The organism is Lactobacillus corticis, assembly GCF_018327645.1.
GTDB classification, from domain to species: domain Bacteria; phylum Bacillota; class Bacilli; order Lactobacillales; family Lactobacillaceae; genus Lactobacillus; species Lactobacillus corticis.
Map to the genome: position 1 here is coordinate 1,514 of NZ_BMAY01000003.1, position 16,944 is coordinate 18,457.

Below are 16,944 nucleotides of genomic sequence, written 5' to 3' on the forward strand. Positions count from 1 at the left end.
CGAAAGCGCGATGATCAGCGAGATCGTGCGCGCCGGGATCGAATCGATCGACTACGGACAGATGGAAGGTGCACGAAGCAACGGGATGACGTACGTGCAGGCCATGTACCACATCATCGTGCCGCAGGCGGTGCACAACATGATACCGGCGCTGCTGTCGCAGTTCGTATCGCTGGTCAAGGACACGTCGCTGGCCACGATCATCCTGCTGCCGGAATTATTGTATCGGGCGCAGATCATCTACAGCCAGAATTCGACTTACATGATTCCAATGTATTTGATAATTGCGGTGATGTACTTCATCATCTGTTTTGCCTTGTCGAAGCTGGCTTCATATTTGTCAAAGCGTTATGCATCATAAGATAAGTTTTAACCTCAAAGTTCAAGTTAAATTTGACTTTGAGGTTTTTTCTTTGCCACAATTTGCGCAGCTTCTTGATAAAATAAGGATATTAGGCTTTTTACAAAAATATTCTTGCAATATCTGAATAAAAGTGGCATTCTAATATGATATTTGTTTTTAGGGATAGCGGCGAGGACGGCGCGCAGTCTTTTCCATGATGCTCTGAATGGATATCATTATTACTGTAAATTAATAATATGGGGAAGGAATAATAATCCATGAAGAAATTAAAGACCTTATTACTGGTGCTGACAGCGATGTTTGCCCTTGGTTTAACAGCTTGTTCAAAGGGAAATAACGCCGGAAGCGATAAGAAAGTGACGGTTGTTACCTCAACCAATGTTTATGCGGATATTGCCAAACAAGTTCTTGGCAAGTATGGTACGGCTAAACCAGTAATTTCTAACGGGGATACTGATCCGCATGATTTTGAACCTACGACCAGCTCAGCCAAAATTGTCAGCGGTGCTGATATTGTGATTGCTAATGGAATGGGCTATGACAATTGGATGAATCATTTAGCCGAATCCAACGGAAAAAAGGCTGTCAAAGTCGGTGAACAAATCATGGGAAAGAAGAGCAGCGATAATCCGCACATTTGGTATGACTTAAAGATGCCAAAAGAATATGTTGATTATTTAGTAAAAAAGGCTTCTAAAATAGCGCCCAAGCACGCATCTTACTTTAAAAAGCAAGGTGCTGCTTACTTAGCCAAGATTGCCAAAATTCAAGCTTTAGCTAAAACCATCAACGGAAGCAAAGAAAAGCCTGTCTTTGTTTCTGAACCTGTCTTTGACTATGCTTTAACAGCAGCTGGATTCAAGATTGGCGATACAGAATTTGAAAATGCGATTGAAAATGAAACCGACCCAAGTGCTAAAACGATTCACACGGTCCAAAACAAATTAAAGCATGGCGGTTTTAGTTTATTTGTTAACAACACGCAGGCTTCTAGTTCAACTGTTAATAATATGTTGAAAATTGCTAAGGCAAACAAGGTAAAAGTGATTGATGTCCGCGAAACGATGCCGAACGGGGTATCTTATTATGACTGGATGTACAAGAACTACCAAAACTTAGCTAAGCTTTTTGAAAAATAATTCAAAATAATCCTTGCATTTTTACTCAGAACAGGTATACTTATAAATGTCCTGTTTTGAGAACGACCCGTTGGTCAAGTGGTTAAGACACGGCCCTTTCACGGCCGTAACATGGGTTCAAATCCCGTACGGGTCATTTGGAGGATTAGCTCAGCTGGGAGAGCATCTGCCTTACAAGCAGGAGGTCACAGGTTCGAGCCCTGTATCCTCCATCGTTCTAGAAACTGCCGGGTTTCCGGTAGTTTCTTTTTTTATAATCTAGAACGAACTTTTTATATCATAAGATCGGTTCAAGTCCTGAAAGGATTCACCCTCGTGGTGAAGATGCCTTGTAACCGAATAGCTAAGTCTATATAGGGGGACATATGGAAAAGAAACTTTTTACTTCTGAATCAGTATCTGAAGGGCACCCAGACAAGGTTGCTGACCAAATCTCCGATGCAATTTTAGATGCAATTTTGGCTAAGGATCCATACGCTCACGTTGCGTGTGAAACTTCCGTAACCACGGGGATGGTCCTGGTCTTTGGAGAAATCTCAACCACAGCCTACGTTGACGTCCAAGGCGTAGTTCGTGATACGATCCGCCGAATTGGTTACGATCGGCCAGAACTAGGCTTCGATGCAGATAATTGTGCCGTTTTGGTTAATATTGATGAGCAATCGCCAGACATTGCTGAAGGTGTTGACCATGCCTTGGAAGTTCGGGGCAAGGATGACAATGACCAGCTTGACCAAATTGGGGCTGGTGATCAGGGATTGATGTTTGGCTTTGCGATTAAAGAAACTCCAGAATTAATGCCGCTGCCAATTTCACTTGCCCATAAGCTGATGAAGCGGGTAAGCGATCTGCGTAAAAGCGGCGAGTTAACTTGGCTTAGACCAGATGCTAAGGCGCAGGTAACGGTTGAATATGATGAAAATGACAAGCCTAAACGGATTGATACGGTGGTAATTTCAACCCAAACTGATGCAGAAGTAACTAATGAAACGATCGAAGATGCAATGATCAATCAAGTAATTAAAGAAGTCATTCCAAGCAAGTTCTTGGATGCTGAAACAAAATACTTGATTAATCCTTCAGGCCGTTTTGTGATTGGTGGGCCTAAGGGCGATGCTGGCTTGACTGGTAGAAAAATCATTGTGGATACTTATGGCGGATACGCTCGTCATGGCGGTGGCGCATTTTCTGGCAAAGATGCAACTAAGGTAGACCGGTCAGCTTCTTATGCTGCTCGGTATGTTGCCAAAAATATCGTCGCTGCTGGTTTGGCTTATCGCTGCGAAGTGCAACTTGCTTATGCAATTGGCGTTGCTCACCCGGTTTCCATTCGAGTAGATACAAATGGAACAGGTAAAGTCAGCGATGAACTACTGACTGAAGCAGTACGAGCTAGTTTTGACTTGCGACCAGCTGGCATCATTAAAATGCTGGACTTGCGTCGGCCGATTTATGAACAAACGGCCGCCTACGGTCATTTTGGTCGAACTGACGTAGATTTGCCTTGGGAACACACTGATCGGGTCGAAGCCTTGCAAAAATTCGTGCAAACTCATCAAAAATAAAGGATAGATAAATAAGAGGAATGGGGTAGCTATGAAGAAAACAAACGTGCCATTAGTCACGCTTGCAATTTTTCTAACGACATTCATGACCGCAATCGAAGGCACGATTGTGTCAACTGCCATGCCCACCATCGTCAGTGATCTGAATGGTCTCGAGATGATGAACTGGGTGGTGTCGATTTTCTTGCTGATGACGGCGGTTTCCACTCCCATTTATGGAAAACTGGCTGATAGTCTTGGACGTAAGCCGGTTTTTTTGTTTGGCATTGGTTTGTTTGTCGTTGGTTCAGCCTTATGTGGCTTATCAACCAGTATGTTGGAGTTGATATTCTTTCGGGTAATTCAGGGTCTGGGTTCAGGTGCCGTGCAGACCGTGGCGATCACGGTGATTGCTGATATGTATCCACCAGCCAAACGTGCCCGCATGCTGGGGATTAACTCCAGTTTCTGGGGCGTGGCTTCAGTCATTGCTCCGTTATTAGGTGGCTTTATTGTCCAGCAGCTTTCTTGGCACTGGGTCTTTGAAATAAACGTACCGTTAGGTATTATAGCTTTCCTTTTGGTCTTGTTCTGCCTTAAGGAAAATAAACATGCTCAAAGTGGCCGTTTGGACTTAGCGGGAACAACGACGCTGGTCATCTTTTTATTGAGCATGATGCTCTTTTTCCAGCAGCTGGAAGAGGCCAATTGGTTGTTGCTGGGCGTCTTAATGCTGGTTATGCTGCTGTCAGGCTTTGGCTTCTATCAAGCTGAAAAGCGGGCACAGGATCCAATTTTATCGCTGCAGTTATTAAAGAATCGTAATTTTTTGATTCTCAATTTAATTAATTTATTGGTCTTTGGTCTAGTTATTGGCTTTGAATTCTATCTGCCTACCTGGATGCAGGGAATTAATGGTACCAGTGCTTCGATTGCCGGATTTGTAGTTACGCCAAGTTCCTTATTCTGGATTTTGGGTTCCTTCACCTGTACTTGGATGGTTGGCAAGTGGGGCACTAAGGGCACCATTAAAGGGATGCTCTGTTTGTTGCTAGCAGCAGAAATCGCTCTAGTAATCATGCCCTTTAAGACGCCTTTTTGGGTATTCTTTTTAGTCGGCCCGTTTACGGGCTTGGCCTTTGGGACAATTACCATGCAATCGCTGGTGGAATCGCAATTGATGGTACCCTCGGATGAAATTGGCGTGGCTACTTCTTTCAATACCTTGATGAAGTATTTGGGGCAAACTATTCTTGTTTCCTTTTACGGAATAGTGTTCAACCTTATGGTAAGCCACGGTTTAAGCCAGCATCCTAATTTAAATAGCGGCATGATGAATAAGATCGTTTCAGCCCAAAAAGCTGCAACGCTGCCGGCAGAATTAATTCCTAGTCTGCGGCAGGTCTTATTTGGAGCTTTAAAGAGTGTATATGTAGTGGGAATTCTACTAGTTTTGCTATCCTTTGGCTTGTTAGCTGGTTTTAAAGTTCAAGCTAAGAAACAAAATATACATTAGGAAAATACAACAATAATACATTGATAAAATAAGCGATTACTGTTATTTAACGGTAGTCGCTTTTTTTGCTTCAGAGCATGGGGCACAAGGCTTTTGACCGTACCTATATCTATACATATACGATAAAATTCAGCAAATTTCATTGACTTACGAGTTTTCGAGCTATACAATCAAAAACATCGAATATTTGTATTTGATGTGAAAGGAAGTAGGTGAAGAACTTGGTAGTGATGACAGCACAAGAGGTTCTGGATTTAATTCCTAATCGTTATCCAATAGCCTATATTGATTATGTGGATAAATTAGAGCCTGGAAAGAGTATCACAGCAACCAAGAATGTAACGATCAACGAAAACTTTTTTCGTGGTCATTTCCCGGGAAATCCGGTTATGCCAGGGGTTTTAATTATTGAGGCCCTAGCACAAGCGGCTTCCGTTTTGATATTGCGCTCACCAGAATTTTATAAAAAGACAGCTTACCTAGGCACAATTAAGCATGGTAAGTTCAGACGCGTTGTCCGTCCCGGAGATCAGCTGAAATTACAAGTTGAGCTGGTTAAGGTTCGTTCGCGCATGGGCATCGTTGACGCAGTAGCTACGGTTGATGGGAAAAAGGTAACAAGTGCCGAATTAACCTTCATCGTCGCTGAGCGGGATGAAAAGATCTGAGGCAGGCGGCGTGAAAGATGTAAAGATTACGGCTTGCGCCAAGGCCTTGCCCGAGCGCATCGTCACTAATGACCACCTGACCCAAATCATGGATACTTCGGACGAATGGATTCGTACCCGTACTGGTATTCGGCAGCGCCATCTTTCGACTGGTGAAAATACTAGTGACCTGGCTTCAAAGGTGGCTACTAAATTATTAAGGCAAGCTGGCCTAGCGGCTAGCGAGCTTGACTTGCTGGTGGTAGCGACAATGTCACCTGATAGCCAAACCCCAAGCGTCAGCAATTTGGTGCAGGCGCAAATTGGAGCCGTTAATGCGGTTTGTTTTGATCTGTCGGCGGCTTGTTCAGGTTTTGTATATGCCCTTACGGCTGCCAGATCACTCATGCTAACGCTGCAAAAAAAGACGGCGTTAGTGATTGGTGCTGAAGTTTTATCTAAATTGCTAGATTGGCAGGACCGGTCAACCGCGGTGTTGTTTGGTGATGGTGCTGGCGGCGTCTTGTTAGAAGCAAGCCAGGACGCACATTTTTTAGCTCAAACTTTGACTAGTTTTGGCGAAAGTGCGCAGGCAATTGTCGCTGGGGCCAACCCCGCGGGTAAATTTCCGCAAACGGTTTTGCAGCATAGTCCGTTTACCATGGATGGACGCAAAGTTTATCACTTTGCTACCCACCAGGTTCCCCAGCTCATAGCTGCGACTGCTGAAGAGGCAGGCATAGAGTTAGCCCAAATTGACTGGTTCTTATTGCACCAAGCGAATCGTCGCATTATCGAACAAGTTGCTAAACGGTTAGACCTGCCACTAGCAAAGTTCCCCATGAATATTCAAACCGTTGGGAATACTGCGGCAGCTAGCGAGGGCATTTTGTTAGCCGACTGTTTGGCAGATGGGCTAATCAAGCCGGGGCAAACGGTGATGATGTGCGGATATGGTGGCGGTCTTTCAGTTGGCTGCTGCCTAGTGAAATTTTAAGCAGAATAATTAACGATTTAAAAATAGAAATACGAGGAAAAATTATGGCTAAAGACGAAATTTTTAACATTGTAAAAGATGCGACTGTTGAAGAATTGGATGTAGATCCAGAAAAGATCACACTTCAAACTAACATTAAGGATGACCTTGAAGCTGACAGTTTGGACTTGTTCGAAATCATTAACACGCTTGAAGATAAATTGGATATTGAACTTGATACCGATGAAAGCTTAGAAACTGTCGGTGCCGTAGTTGATTTTGTCAGCGAGCAATTGGCAGCTAAGGAAAAATAATGAAGTTTGGAATTCTATTTGCCGGCCAGGGTGCGCAAAAGCCTGGCATGGGGTTAGACTTTTTGGCTGACCCAACTTTTAGCCAGGTGATTGAAACGGCTCATCAGGCTACTGGCTTAGATATAGTCAAAATCATGGCCAGTGAAAATGGCGAGCTAGACCAAACCAACTACGTGCAGCCAGCACTAGTGGCAGTTAGCGTAGGCATTTATAAAATGCTTGAGCGGGATTGTCCCAATTTGTCGCTTGCGGGCATGATGGGTTTGTCGCTTGGTGAATATGCCGCCTTAATTGCATCCGGGATGCTGGATGAGGCTACTGGCTTTAAATTAGTAGCCGATCGCGGTCAGTATATGCAAACCGACTGTGAAGAATTTCCCGGGAAAATGGCTGCGCTAGTTTTGCCTGACTTAACAAAAGTTTCTCAGATTGTAAGGGAAACCGGTGCGGTAGTTGCTAATTATAATTCTCCGGCACAAGTGGTGATTGGCGGAAGAGCCGAAGCAGTTGAAGCAGCAATCAGCAAAATTAGGGCTGCAAAAGCTGCCAAGAAGGTTGTTCCTTTGCATGTTCGTGGGGCTTTCCATACGCGTTTTATGAATAATAGCAAGGCTAAACTAGCCAAGCGCCTGGAAAAAGTTGAATTTAAAAACAGTCTGGTACCAGTAATTTCTAATACCACCGTCAAACCCTTTGACCTAGCCAGCGTCAAAACCGTTCTGGCTCAGCAAGTAGCCAGTCCTACCCATTTTGGGGCAGATCTGGCCTATCTTAATGAGCATGGTGGCCTCACGGCAACGCTAGAAATCGGCCCGGGCAAGACCTTATCAACTTTTGCCAAGCAAACTAATCGTCAGTTAAAACGGTTCAACATTAGCAACTTAGCGGATTATCAGGCTTTTATCAAGGAGCAGGCAGATGGATTTAAGCAATAAAGTAGTATTAATTACCGGTTCAAGCCGAGGAATCGGGCGAGAAATCGCTTTGGCTTTTGCCCAAAAAGGTTGTCGCCTAGTCTTGAACGGACGCAGTCAGCTGCCAGCTGATTTAGCAGCTAAATTGCAGGAAATGCACGTTGACTATCAGTTTATTCCAGCTGACTTGGGAGATTTGGCAAGTTTGTCGGACTTTGCCCAAAAAGCTTGGGATGCTTATGGTCGAATTGATGTTTTGGTCAATAATGCGGGCATTAATCGCGATAAGCTGCTAATTGGCATGAAAGCAGCCGACCTCACTGATGTGGTCAATGTTGACCTCAATGGCCCGATTGTGCTGACTAGTCAATTGTTGAAAAAGATGTATAAGCAAAAAAGCGGCTGCATCATAAATATGGCCAGTGTCGTTGGCTTAATGGGCAATGTCGGACAAGCTAACTACGCTGCTGCTAAGGGCGGATTGATTGCTTTTACTAAGAGTTTAGCCAGAGAAGCAGCACTGCGGAATATCCGAGCCAATGCTATTGCCCCGGGAATGATCGTTAGCGATATGACTAATCGATTGAGTGAAAAGACCAAAAAAGAGCTCGCCGCTCGGATTCCTTTAGGTCATTTTGGCCAGGGGCGCGATGTTGCCCAGGCAGCCCTTTTTTTGGCTGAGAGTGATTATGTGACAGGGCAAACCATTGTCGTTGATGGCGGCATGTGCATGTAGGAGGTCTGAATGACTAGAGTTGTAATTACAGGAATGGGGGCAGTAAGTCCCAATGGCAACGGTGTGAAGGCATTCATTGCAAATACCTTTGCCGGTAAGGTTGGAATTAAAGCAATTAGCAAATTTGATGCAAGTCAAACCGGAATTACCGTGGCTGGAGAAGTTGATGACTTTGATCCCAGCCTGGTGGTTGGCAAAAAAGCAGCGCGGCGCATGGACTTATATTCGCAATACGCTGTCCAAACTGCCGTTGAAGCTGCGGAGATGGCTGGAATTAACCCAGAAAATACCACTAGTGAAGAAATGGGAGTCATCTATGGTTCAGGCATTGGCGGCTTGACTACCATCCAGGAACAAGTGATTAAGATGCATGAAAAAGGCCCTAAGCGCGTTAAACCGTTGTTTGTGCCAATGGCGATTTCCAACATGGCAGCGGGCAACATTGCAATTCGTTTGCAGGCCAAAAATATTTGTACTTCAATCACCACGGCTTGTGCTTCAGCTACTAATGCGATTGGTGAAGCCTATCGGCAAATTAAAGCCGGCCGCGCCCAAGTGATGATTAGTGGCGGGGCGGAAGCCAGTGTTAACGAAATTGGAATTTCCGGCTTTGCTGCTTTAACTGCTTTGTCAACTACGGCGGATCCTAAGCGAGCATCGTTGCCCTTTGACCAAAACCGCAATGGCTTTGTCCTAGGAGAAGGAGCCGGCACATTAGTGCTGGAAAGTTTGGAACACGCTCAGGCAAGAGGTGCTCAAATTTTAGGCGAAATCGTTGGTTATGGGGCAACTTGTGATGCCTACCACATTACGTCCCCCGATCCAACCGGTGCAGGGGCAAAGCGGGCGATGGCCCAAGCCGTTGAAGAAGCTCAAATTAAACCTGAGCAAGTTGGCTACATTAATGCCCATGGTACGGCAACCCATGCTAATGACAGCGGTGAAGCCCAAGCCATAAGTCAGCTTTTTGGTGCAAAAGTATTAGTAAGTTCAACCAAAGGAATGACGGGGCACTTATTGGGAGCAGCTGGAGCGATTGAAGCGGTAATAACTGTTGCCAGTCTTAATCAAGGCAAGCTGCCTCGGAACGTGGGCTGCTTTGATCAAGATCCGGAATGTTCAATTAATTTGGTTGATAAAGCAACGCAGAATACCCAGGTAGAATACGCTTTGAGCAATTCATTCGGCTTTGGTGGACATAATGCCGTTTTAGCATTTAGAAAGTGGCATAACTAAGTTGACTATTGAAGAAATCAAAAAATTAATGCATGAATTTGAAGATTCAGATCTGCGTGAATTGGAATTAGATCAAGGAGATCTGCATCTTCGTTTAAGTAAAAATCAAACAGTAGTGCCGTCAGCTGCCAAAACAGCTGCAGAAGTTAAGCCTGATGAGAAACAAGATCAGCAAAATACTGCGCTGCCAGCTGAACCAAAAATAACGATCGATGCCCCGCTAGTTGGTACCGTCTATCTGCAATCAAAGCCAGGCCAGCCGCCTTATGTTCAACCAGGCGATCGCGTAAAGAAGGGGCAGACGATTTGTATCATTGAAGCAATGAAAATGATGACTGAAGTGAAAGCCGATAAAGCCGGCGTTGTAGCTGCCGTTAAAGTTGAAGATGGCGATTTGGTTGAGGTTGGTCAACCTTTATTGGAATTGAAAGAAGAATAAGATGCTTGATGCAACAGAAATTCAAAAAATAATCCCCCATCGATACCCGATGTTGTTAATCGACCGCATTGATGAATTGGTTCCCGGTGAAAAAGCCGTTGCGACCAGAAACGTTACGATCCATGAAGAAGTTTTTCAAGGACATTTTCCCAACAATCCGGTCTTGCCAGGGGCTTTAATAGTGGAGTCACTAGCGCAAACAGGAGCGGTTGCCTTGTTGTCAATGCCTGATTTTAAAGGCAAAACTGCTTATTTTGGCGGGATCGAAGAAGCTCAATTTCGCCACGTTGTCCGGCCAGGGGATGTGCTGAAATTGGCGGTTCATTTGGATAAAATTCGTGGCCACATTGGCATGGGTACCGGGATTGCCACGGTAGATGGCAAAAAGGCCTGCACAGCCAAATTAACTTTTATGATTGGTTAGGTGAGGAAAATGTTTAGCAAAATATTGGTTGCTAACCGGGGTGAAATTGCGGTTCGAATTATTCGGTCTTTACGAGAATTAGGCATAAAGTCAGTAGCTATTTATTCAACCGCTGATCGCGAGAGTCTCCATGTGCAATTAGCCGATGAAGCGGTTTGCGTTGGTGGACCGAAACCTCAAGATTCCTATTTAAATATCAAAAATATCCTGTCGGCAGCCGTCGGCACGGGTGCCGAAGCCATTCATCCCGGCTTCGGCTTTTTATCAGAAAATGCGGACTTTGCCCAAATGTGTCAGGCTTGCGGTCTAGTCTGGATTGGCCCCAAGCCTGAAACGATTAACCTAATGGGCAATAAAGAGCATGCTCGCGAACAGATGATTAAAAGCGGCGTACCCGTTATTCCGGGATCAAATGATTTTATCCAAAATCCGCAAGCAGCAGAACAAGAGGCTGAAAGGATTGGTTATCCTGTCTTGCTTAAAGCAGCTGCTGGAGGCGGGGGTAAAGGCATTCGCCGCATTGAGCGTCGCTCGGAAGTAGCAAGTGCTTTTACCGAAGCCCAAAATGAAGCCCGGGTTTCGTTTGGCGATGATCGGATGTATCTAGAAAAAATCATGGAGAATTGCAAACATATTGAAATGCAGATTTTTCGTGATAACCAAGGTCATTGTGTTTACTTTCCTGAGCGGGATTGTTCCTTGCAGCGTAATCGGCAAAAAGTTCTCGAAGAAAGTCCGTGTCAGTTGATTACACCGGCTGAACGGGCAAAATTAGGAGAAATTGCCACCAAAGCTGCTAATGCGGTTGATTATCGCAATACGGGGACGATTGAATTTTTGATGGATCAGCAACATCATTTCTATTTTATGGAGATGAATACCCGAATTCAGGTAGAACATACCATTACCGAAATGGTTACGGGGGTTGATTTAGTGAAGGCGCAGATCAAGGTCGCCGCTGGTGAAGCCTTGCCTTTCCAGCAAGCAGACCTTCTTCCGCATGGTGCCGCTATTGAATGCCGCATTAATGCTGAGGATCCAGCTCATAATTTTATGCCTTCGATTGGAACGATCGATTACTTGTATTTACCAGTTGGCAATCTGGGAATGAGAATGGATACGGCGCTCTACCAAGGGATGAAGATTTCGCCTTTCTATGATTCAATGATTGCGAAATTAGTGGCTCACGGCAATGATCGGCATGAAGCGATTATTAAAATGCAGCGTTTGCTCGATGAACTAGTAATATCCGGGGTGGAGACGAATCAGCAATTTCACCAGGATTTGCTGCATGATCCGGTTTTTGCCAGCGAAAAATACACGACAACTTATCTAGAAGATAGCTTTTTGCCAAGTTGGAAGGAGGAACACGATGAAACTCTACCAACAGAAAAATACGCTGACTGAGCGACGAATCAAGGCAGATAAGGCTGCTGATAGCAAAGTCCCCGAAGGACTCTGGGTTCGTTGCCCTAAATGCCATCAACTGCTTGCTAAAGCACAGATTGACGATTATGGCAATTGTCCCAATTGTGGGGCGGGGATGCGGATTTCAGCCAGACAAAGACTGAAGTGGCTGGTAGATGACTTTGCAGAATTTGATCAGGACCTGCATACGAATAATCCCTTGCACTTTCCAAATTACGTTGAGAAGTTGGAAAAAATGGAAAAAGCGGCGCACTTAAATGATGCGGTTTTAACCGGTCGGGCCCAAATCGGAGATGTCACTTTTAATCTAGGCATCATGGATCCCACTGTCATCATGGGGTCGCTGGGCACAGTGACTGGTGAAAAAATTACCCGCTTATTTGAAGACGCCAGTCAAAATCGCTTGCCAGTGGTTCTTTTTACCGCGAGTGGCGGAGCCCGGATGCAAGAAGGAATTCTGTCTTTAATGCAGATGCAAAAGATTAGCAATGCGATTTATGAGCACAGTCAGCTAGGCCTGCTATATCTAACCGTTTTAACTGATCCCACGACTGGTGGAGTCACTGCCAGTTTTGCCATGGATGGGGATATTATTTTGGCAGAACCGCATGCGATGGTAGGTTTTGCTGGTCGCAGAGTAATTGAACAAACCATGCACACTAAAATTCCGCAAGACTTGCAGGATGCAGAAACAGTTTTAAGTCACGGATTTATTGATAAAATCGTTGAACGCAAGGATGAAAAAGCGCTCCTTGCGAAATTGATTAAGGTGGGTGGACCAAATGACTAAAGCGATGGAAATCGTCAAAAAAGCCCGCAGCGATGATAAAATTACCGGTCGGGAATTAATTGCGCAAATTTTTCCAGATTTTATTGAACTGCATGGCGACCGTCTGGGCAGCGATGATCCGGCCATTATTGGCGGTTTGGCCACACTGAATAACAAGGCGGTGACGGTCATTTCGACAGATCGCGGGCATAGTGCCCAAGAACGAATTGCCCGCCATTTTGGCTGTCCGACTCCTGGGGGCTATCGCAAAAGCCTGCGCTTAGCCAAGCAGGCGGCTAAATTTCACCGGCCAATTATTATTTTTGTCAATACTGCTGGTGCCTACCCTGGTCAAGAAGCTGAAGAGCAGGGCCAAGGGGCGGCAATTGCGCAAAACTTGCTGCAGCTAGGCAATCTGCCCGTACCAATCATTACGGTAATTTTTGGTGAAGGGGGCAGTGGTGGCGCCTTGGCCTTGGCTTGTGGCGATCGGGTGCTGATGTTGACCAATAGTACCTATTCGGTATTATCGCCTGAAGGATTTGCCTCTATTATGTACCGTGATAGCTCTAAGGCAGCCCAGGCGGCTGAAATTATGCAGATTACTCCGGAATCTTTGAAAAAATACCAGGTGATAGAAGAAATCATTCCCGAATCTGCTAACCATAACCAAACGGCCGAAACTGTTAAAACAGTTATTTGTCAACAATTGAAGGAATTAGCAGCTTTAACGCCAGCAGAACTGCTAGCTAAAAGAAAACAACGCTTTCGTCAATATTAAGAAAGGAAGAGTAATGGCTTTATTAACTGGAAAAACCATTGTGATCATGGGAGTTGCCAATCGGCGTTCCATCGCTTGGGGATGCGCTAAAGTGATGGCTGAGCAGGGTGCCCGAATTATTTATACTTACAATCGTGATCGGACTTTGAAATTTTTAGAGAAACTGGTTGGGCCTGATGCAAGTGATCGCATGATTCAATGCGACGTGGCTAGCGATGACAGCATTGACCGAGCATTCCGGACCATCAAGGAGAATTTTGGACAAGTCGATGGAATAGTGCATTCGCTTGCCTTTGCTAAGAGTGATGAACTAGGCGGCAAAATTACCAACGTTACCCGGTCAGGTTATCATTTAGCTCAGGATATTTCGGCTTACAGCTTGCTAGCAGTCGCCAAAAAAGCCTCGGAACTGGATTTGCTGACGCCAAGTGCAAGTATTGTCACGATGACTTATTTTGGAAGCGAACGAGCAATTCCCAATTACAATGTTATGGGGATTGCCAAAGCTGCCCTGGAAAGTACCATGCGTTATCTCGCTCGTGATTTGGGCGCAAGCGGCGTACGGGTTAATGCAATTAGCGCAGGAGCGGTAAAAACATTATCTGTTACGGGAATTAAAGGTCATAAATCCCTCTTAGATGAATCCGCTAGTCGATCAGTTGATGGTCAGGGAGTAACTTTAGATGAAATTGGCGGCGCTTGTGCTTTTTTGGTTAGTGATTTAGCCCAAGGGATCACTGGGGATGTCATTTACGTTGATAAAGGAGTTCATTTGATCTAATGAATTTAAACCAAGAAGAATTAATGGCTGCTTTGGGGGATGAAGCGGCCATTTTTGCTTTTAAATGTGTTTCTTCAACGCAGGACATAGCACGCCAATATTGTCAAGACCATGACCTGGTCCAGCCGGTCATTTTTGCTGCCGACGAGCAAAGCCATGGTTATGGCAAACAAGGGCGAAAATTCTATTCACCAGCGGCTACTGGAATCTATTTAACCTTAATCTTGCCTAAAAACTATCTCGCCAATCAAGATTTATTGACAATTAAGGCTGCAGTTGCCTGCCGTAAAGCAATTGTTGAGCATTTTCCCAATTTGCCTGTCGGCTATAAGTGGGTCAATGATCTTTATCTCCATAACAAGAAGGTTGGGGGGATCTTATGTGAGCAGCTTGATAAGGCAATTCTTATTGGAATTGGCCTTAATATTTCAACTCAGCTTTTTCCTTCCGATATACAAAAAAAGGCCGGAGCCCTGACAGGCAATACTATTAATAATAATCAATTACTGATTAGTTTGATAAACAAATTATTGACTATTTGTAAATGTAATTCGAATAGTGAAGTTATCGCCGATTATCGTAAATATTCGATTCTTCTTGCAAAAGTCGTCACATTTGACTTAAACCACGGTAGAGTAAGTGGAATTGTACGTGATATCAATGCTGATGGATCACTTATGTTAGAAACTGAACAAGGAAAGATATGCAAGTTATATTCTGGTGAGGTGATAAAAGTATTCTGGTGAGTCGTTAATTTTACTAAGCAACATATAAATAATTGAGAGTTTATCTTTGACAGTGAAAAACTTTCGGGCTAAACTAAAAACGTAGGTTTACGAAATGTGAAGTCCGCCGTTTGGGCGTTTTTTGGAAGTGAGAAGAACTTAGATGGCAGAAGAAATGGCCGAGCTAGTGCTCGATTTGTATGAGAGATTACTATGGTGTGAAGGATACGAACTCCGAAATAGTCCATATAATGATTTAACGGTGAAGGAGCTGCGAGCATTGACCTTGCTTTCACAAACTCCGCACCAAACAGCTCAAAGCGTAGCTTATGAACTACGGTTGACCCCGGGTTCGTTTACGGCGACAGCTGATCATTTAGTGGAAAAAGGGTATATAACTCGTAAAAAAGACCCGCAAGATCGAAGAGTTTCGCGACTAGATTTGACTAAAAAAGGTGAGGCGGTAGCCCAACTATCACTGGAATATCGGCTGGGAGCCGTTAAACATATCACGAATGATTTTACTCCGGAGGAAATGGCAGTTTGCAAGCGATGTTTACGTCGAGGAATCAAGCTGCTGGAGAATGAAATGGAGTTGACCAAAGCTAAAACCAACAAAAATAATTCAAAAAGTTAAGTGATTATTTATTTTCGTTGGATAAATGATAGGTATTATATTAGGTTGAACAATTTGAGCAAATGAAATATGTGGGGCATAACTGTTTGCTTATTAATTGTTTGACGGAGGGGATGGAAAAATGCCAAGAGCAAGTAGACAATCAAAAACTGAAACAATTGAATTAAAAGTAGCGGCCGCTTCATTAGGCTTAAGTCATGCTACGAGAAAGTTTTTGAAGGCAAGCGATTTTAATAACCTAACTGTGAAAGAACTTCAATTATTAGTGGCACTTGACAGTAATTTATATCGTACGTCGAGAAGTCTTGCTGCTGCGATTGGCACAACCCCTGGGACTTTAACGGTTGCCATTGAACGGTTAGCGCGCAAGGGTTACCTGAATCGCACGCTTGACCCGCAAGATCGGCGAATCGTTAAAAACGAGCTGAGTCCTTCGGGGAAAAATGTGATCCATGAATATAAGCATTTTCAAGCTGCTTATGTTCAGGCCTTTACTGAAGGACTGGATACTAAAGAGCTAGATGCGGTAATTGCAGGCTTAGATCGGGTTTTAGCTATGCTTGAATAGAAAAAAGAATATTATAACAAAGGCCGACATTCTTTAAAGGAAATGTCTTTTTGTGCTTAAAAATAAAATTACTGCTAATAATAGAATACTTAGCAAGGCAGAAAATTAAGAAAAATAAAACACTTAATAAATATAACTTTTGACATGCATATATTCATTATTTAGACTTTAAATATAATTTGTTGTTGAAGTTAACAGTATAAAATATAAACCAATTGATAATAATTGACACTGAGCAATTATTAAAATAGAGGAATTACTATGGAATTAGAAAGAGAACACTTATATCATTCTTTTAGTGTTTTTTGCGATGAATTGCCGTGGATTGAAGAACAAGCTTTAAAGCAAAGTCAATTTAGTGATTTGACTTTAAAGGAATTGCGCACAGTTGATAAAGTGGCGGAATTACAACAATCCACTGCTCGCAGACTAGCTGATGAGTTGCACTTGACTCCGGGGACTTTAACCGTAACCGTGGATCGGCTCGTTAAAAAGGGCTATGCCTTGCGAATGCGGGATGACTACGATCGGCGCGTGGTTCGGATTAAATTGACGCGTCGGGGGAGGACGTTGTTTAGAGCCTATCGGGCCTTTCAAGTTCAAGTCTTAAAGAGTTTGGTTGATGAAATGGACGGAGAAGAAGTAAAAAGTGTTGAGCACGGTCTAGGCAGGGTCTTAACTATGTTTGGTCAGCGGACTTTTTTCAAGATGGAGGGGGCGCTAGATGACTAATAGGGAGATTTTTCAACTAGTAGCCAACGAGATAGTGGAATTGCGGGGAGCAATGCTGCCTCTTAAACCGGCTGATCTGAAACCAGAAATGCTGCTGAATGAAAATTTGGGATTGGATAGTTTAGCAGTTTTTGATTTGCTTAATCGGTTGGAAGATGAGTTTAAGGTAGAAATAAGCGTTTATGCTGATCCTAAGACTTTAGGCCAAGTGGTGGAATTGGTTAAACGGAGCCTAGAAACGGAAAACGCTAAAGACAGTTTGTAAAGATATGTA

At 44.0% G+C, this 16,944-nt stretch carries 20 protein-coding genes, 2 tRNA genes, 1 pseudogene and 1 riboswitch; all 23 genes and pseudogenes read left to right on the forward strand.

All coding sequences use genetic code 11. The features are described 5' to 3' along the window. Positions 1-361: pseudogene (locus KI210_RS02290) on the forward strand (amino acid ABC transporter permease); the annotation flags it as partial. 260 nt (positions 362-621) lie between these two features. Beyond that, positions 622-1,503 carry a metal ABC transporter solute-binding protein, Zn/Mn family gene (locus KI210_RS02295; RefSeq protein WP_212780283.1) on the forward strand — a complete coding sequence of 294 codons (882 nt, stop codon included), beginning with the start codon at positions 622-624 and terminating at the stop codon, positions 1,501-1,503. Between the two features lie 64 nt (positions 1,504-1,567). Beyond that, positions 1,568-1,639, forward strand: a tRNA-Glu gene (locus KI210_RS02300). 3 nt (positions 1,640-1,642) lie between these two features. Beyond that, positions 1,643-1,715 (forward strand) — tRNA-Val (locus KI210_RS02305). 71 nt (positions 1,716-1,786) lie between these two features. Next, positions 1,787-1,871, forward strand: a riboswitch (SMK box riboswitch). After that, entirely contained in the window at positions 1,869-3,068 is a 1,200-nt protein-coding gene (gene metK / locus KI210_RS02310) for a methionine adenosyltransferase (RefSeq protein ID WP_212780284.1), read from the forward strand. It overlaps the preceding riboswitch by 3 nt. A 31-nt stretch (positions 3,069-3,099) precedes the next feature. Beyond that, a complete protein-coding gene (locus KI210_RS02315; RefSeq protein WP_212780285.1) occupies positions 3,100-4,563 on the forward strand; it encodes an MDR family MFS transporter in 1,464 nt (487 codons plus the stop codon). 221 nt (positions 4,564-4,784) lie between these two features. Next, positions 4,785-5,231, forward strand: a complete 447-nt coding sequence (gene fabZ / locus KI210_RS02320; RefSeq protein WP_212780454.1) for a 3-hydroxyacyl-ACP dehydratase FabZ — start codon at positions 4,785-4,787, stop codon at positions 5,229-5,231. Between the two features lie 10 nt (positions 5,232-5,241). Beyond that, a complete protein-coding gene (locus tag KI210_RS02325; RefSeq protein ID WP_371870177.1) occupies positions 5,242-6,207 on the forward strand; it encodes a beta-ketoacyl-ACP synthase III in 966 nt (321 codons plus the stop codon). A 44-nt stretch (positions 6,208-6,251) separates the two neighbouring features. Next, positions 6,252-6,500 (forward strand): acyl carrier protein, encoded by a 249-nt coding sequence (locus KI210_RS02330; protein ID WP_212780287.1) that lies wholly within the window; start codon positions 6,252-6,254, stop codon positions 6,498-6,500. Beyond that, positions 6,500-7,435 (forward strand): ACP S-malonyltransferase, encoded by a 936-nt coding sequence (locus KI210_RS02335; protein ID WP_212780288.1) that lies wholly within the window; start codon positions 6,500-6,502, stop codon positions 7,433-7,435. Before KI210_RS02330 ends, KI210_RS02335 begins: the two co-directional genes overlap by 1 nt. After that, positions 7,419-8,150 (forward strand): 3-oxoacyl-ACP reductase family protein, encoded by a 732-nt coding sequence (locus KI210_RS02340; RefSeq protein ID WP_212780289.1) that lies wholly within the window; start codon positions 7,419-7,421, stop codon positions 8,148-8,150. Before KI210_RS02335 ends, KI210_RS02340 begins: the two co-directional genes overlap by 17 nt. Positions 8,151-8,159: 9 nt before the next feature. Then, positions 8,160-9,386, forward strand: a complete 1,227-nt coding sequence (gene fabF / locus KI210_RS02345) for a beta-ketoacyl-ACP synthase II (protein WP_212780290.1) — start codon at positions 8,160-8,162, stop codon at positions 9,384-9,386. Between the two features lies 1 nt (position 9,387). Continuing rightward, positions 9,388-9,825, forward strand: coding sequence for an acetyl-CoA carboxylase biotin carboxyl carrier protein (accB, locus tag KI210_RS02350; protein WP_212780291.1), 438 nt, complete (start codon positions 9,388-9,390; stop codon positions 9,823-9,825). 1 nt (position 9,826) lies between these two features. After that, positions 9,827-10,249, forward strand: a complete 423-nt coding sequence (gene fabZ, locus KI210_RS02355; protein ID WP_212780292.1) for a 3-hydroxyacyl-ACP dehydratase FabZ — start codon at positions 9,827-9,829, stop codon at positions 10,247-10,249. Between the two features lie 9 nt (positions 10,250-10,258). Continuing rightward, positions 10,259-11,656: an acetyl-CoA carboxylase biotin carboxylase subunit gene (locus KI210_RS02360; RefSeq protein WP_212780293.1), complete on the forward strand. Its 1,398-nt coding sequence runs from the start codon at positions 10,259-10,261 to the stop codon at positions 11,654-11,656. Next, a complete protein-coding gene (locus KI210_RS02365; protein ID WP_212780294.1) occupies positions 11,622-12,467 on the forward strand; it encodes an acetyl-CoA carboxylase carboxyltransferase subunit beta in 846 nt (281 codons plus the stop codon). Before KI210_RS02360 ends, KI210_RS02365 begins: the two co-directional genes overlap by 35 nt. After that, a complete protein-coding gene (gene accA / locus KI210_RS02370) occupies positions 12,460-13,227 on the forward strand; it encodes a carboxyltransferase subunit alpha (RefSeq protein WP_212780295.1) in 768 nt (255 codons plus the stop codon). The genes KI210_RS02365 and accA overlap by 8 nt, the downstream gene beginning before the upstream one ends. A gap of 13 nt (positions 13,228-13,240) precedes the next feature. Beyond that, positions 13,241-14,008, forward strand: coding sequence for an enoyl-ACP reductase FabI (gene fabI / locus KI210_RS02375; protein ID WP_212780296.1), 768 nt, complete (start codon positions 13,241-13,243; stop codon positions 14,006-14,008). Beyond that, entirely contained in the window at positions 14,008-14,754 is a 747-nt protein-coding gene (locus tag KI210_RS02380; RefSeq protein WP_212780297.1) for a biotin--[acetyl-CoA-carboxylase] ligase, read from the forward strand. Before fabI ends, KI210_RS02380 begins: the two co-directional genes overlap by 1 nt. Before the next feature lie 142 nt (positions 14,755-14,896). Next, positions 14,897-15,370: a MarR family winged helix-turn-helix transcriptional regulator gene (locus tag KI210_RS02385; RefSeq protein WP_212780298.1), complete on the forward strand. Its 474-nt coding sequence runs from the start codon at positions 14,897-14,899 to the stop codon at positions 15,368-15,370. Positions 15,371-15,491: 121 nt separating this feature from the next. Beyond that, positions 15,492-15,938, forward strand: coding sequence for a MarR family winged helix-turn-helix transcriptional regulator (locus tag KI210_RS02390; RefSeq protein ID WP_212780299.1), 447 nt, complete (start codon positions 15,492-15,494; stop codon positions 15,936-15,938). A gap of 261 nt (positions 15,939-16,199) precedes the next feature. Next, on the forward strand, positions 16,200-16,670 hold the full coding sequence (locus tag KI210_RS02395; protein WP_212780300.1) for a MarR family winged helix-turn-helix transcriptional regulator: 471 nt from the start codon (positions 16,200-16,202) through the stop codon (positions 16,668-16,670). Beyond that, positions 16,663-16,935, forward strand: coding sequence for an acyl carrier protein (locus KI210_RS02400; protein ID WP_212780301.1), 273 nt, complete (start codon positions 16,663-16,665; stop codon positions 16,933-16,935). Before KI210_RS02395 ends, KI210_RS02400 begins: the two co-directional genes overlap by 8 nt. Positions 16,936-16,944: the final 9 nt, after the last annotated feature.

Bases quoted from the DNA above. Each gene is read 5' to 3' on its own strand.
- KI210_RS02295 (WP_212780283.1), top strand. From the start codon at position 622: ATGAAGAAATTAAAGACCTTATTACTGGTGCTGACAGCGATGTTTGCC.
- metK (WP_212780284.1), top strand. From the start codon at position 1,869: ATGGAAAAGAAACTTTTTACTTCTGAATCAGTATCTGAAGGGCACCCA.
- KI210_RS02315 (WP_212780285.1), top strand. From the start codon at position 3,100: ATGAAGAAAACAAACGTGCCATTAGTCACGCTTGCAATTTTTCTAACG.
- KI210_RS02330 (WP_212780287.1), top strand. From the start codon at position 6,252: ATGGCTAAAGACGAAATTTTTAACATTGTAAAAGATGCGACTGTTGAA.
- KI210_RS02335 (WP_212780288.1), top strand. From the start codon at position 6,500: ATGAAGTTTGGAATTCTATTTGCCGGCCAGGGTGCGCAAAAGCCTGGC.
- KI210_RS02340 (WP_212780289.1), top strand. From the start codon at position 7,419: ATGGATTTAAGCAATAAAGTAGTATTAATTACCGGTTCAAGCCGAGGA.
- fabF (WP_212780290.1), top strand. From the start codon at position 8,160: ATGACTAGAGTTGTAATTACAGGAATGGGGGCAGTAAGTCCCAATGGC.
- fabZ (WP_212780292.1), top strand. From the start codon at position 9,827: ATGCTTGATGCAACAGAAATTCAAAAAATAATCCCCCATCGATACCCG.
- KI210_RS02360 (WP_212780293.1), top strand. From the start codon at position 10,259: ATGTTTAGCAAAATATTGGTTGCTAACCGGGGTGAAATTGCGGTTCGA.
- KI210_RS02365 (WP_212780294.1), top strand. From the start codon at position 11,622: ATGAAACTCTACCAACAGAAAAATACGCTGACTGAGCGACGAATCAAG.
- accA (WP_212780295.1), top strand. From the start codon at position 12,460: ATGACTAAAGCGATGGAAATCGTCAAAAAAGCCCGCAGCGATGATAAA.
- fabI (WP_212780296.1), top strand. From the start codon at position 13,241: ATGGCTTTATTAACTGGAAAAACCATTGTGATCATGGGAGTTGCCAAT.
- KI210_RS02380 (WP_212780297.1), top strand. From the start codon at position 14,008: ATGAATTTAAACCAAGAAGAATTAATGGCTGCTTTGGGGGATGAAGCG.
- KI210_RS02385 (WP_212780298.1), top strand. From the start codon at position 14,897: ATGGCAGAAGAAATGGCCGAGCTAGTGCTCGATTTGTATGAGAGATTA.
- KI210_RS02390 (WP_212780299.1), top strand. From the start codon at position 15,492: ATGCCAAGAGCAAGTAGACAATCAAAAACTGAAACAATTGAATTAAAA.
- KI210_RS02395 (WP_212780300.1), top strand. From the start codon at position 16,200: ATGGAATTAGAAAGAGAACACTTATATCATTCTTTTAGTGTTTTTTGC.
- KI210_RS02400 (WP_212780301.1), top strand. From the start codon at position 16,663: ATGACTAATAGGGAGATTTTTCAACTAGTAGCCAACGAGATAGTGGAA.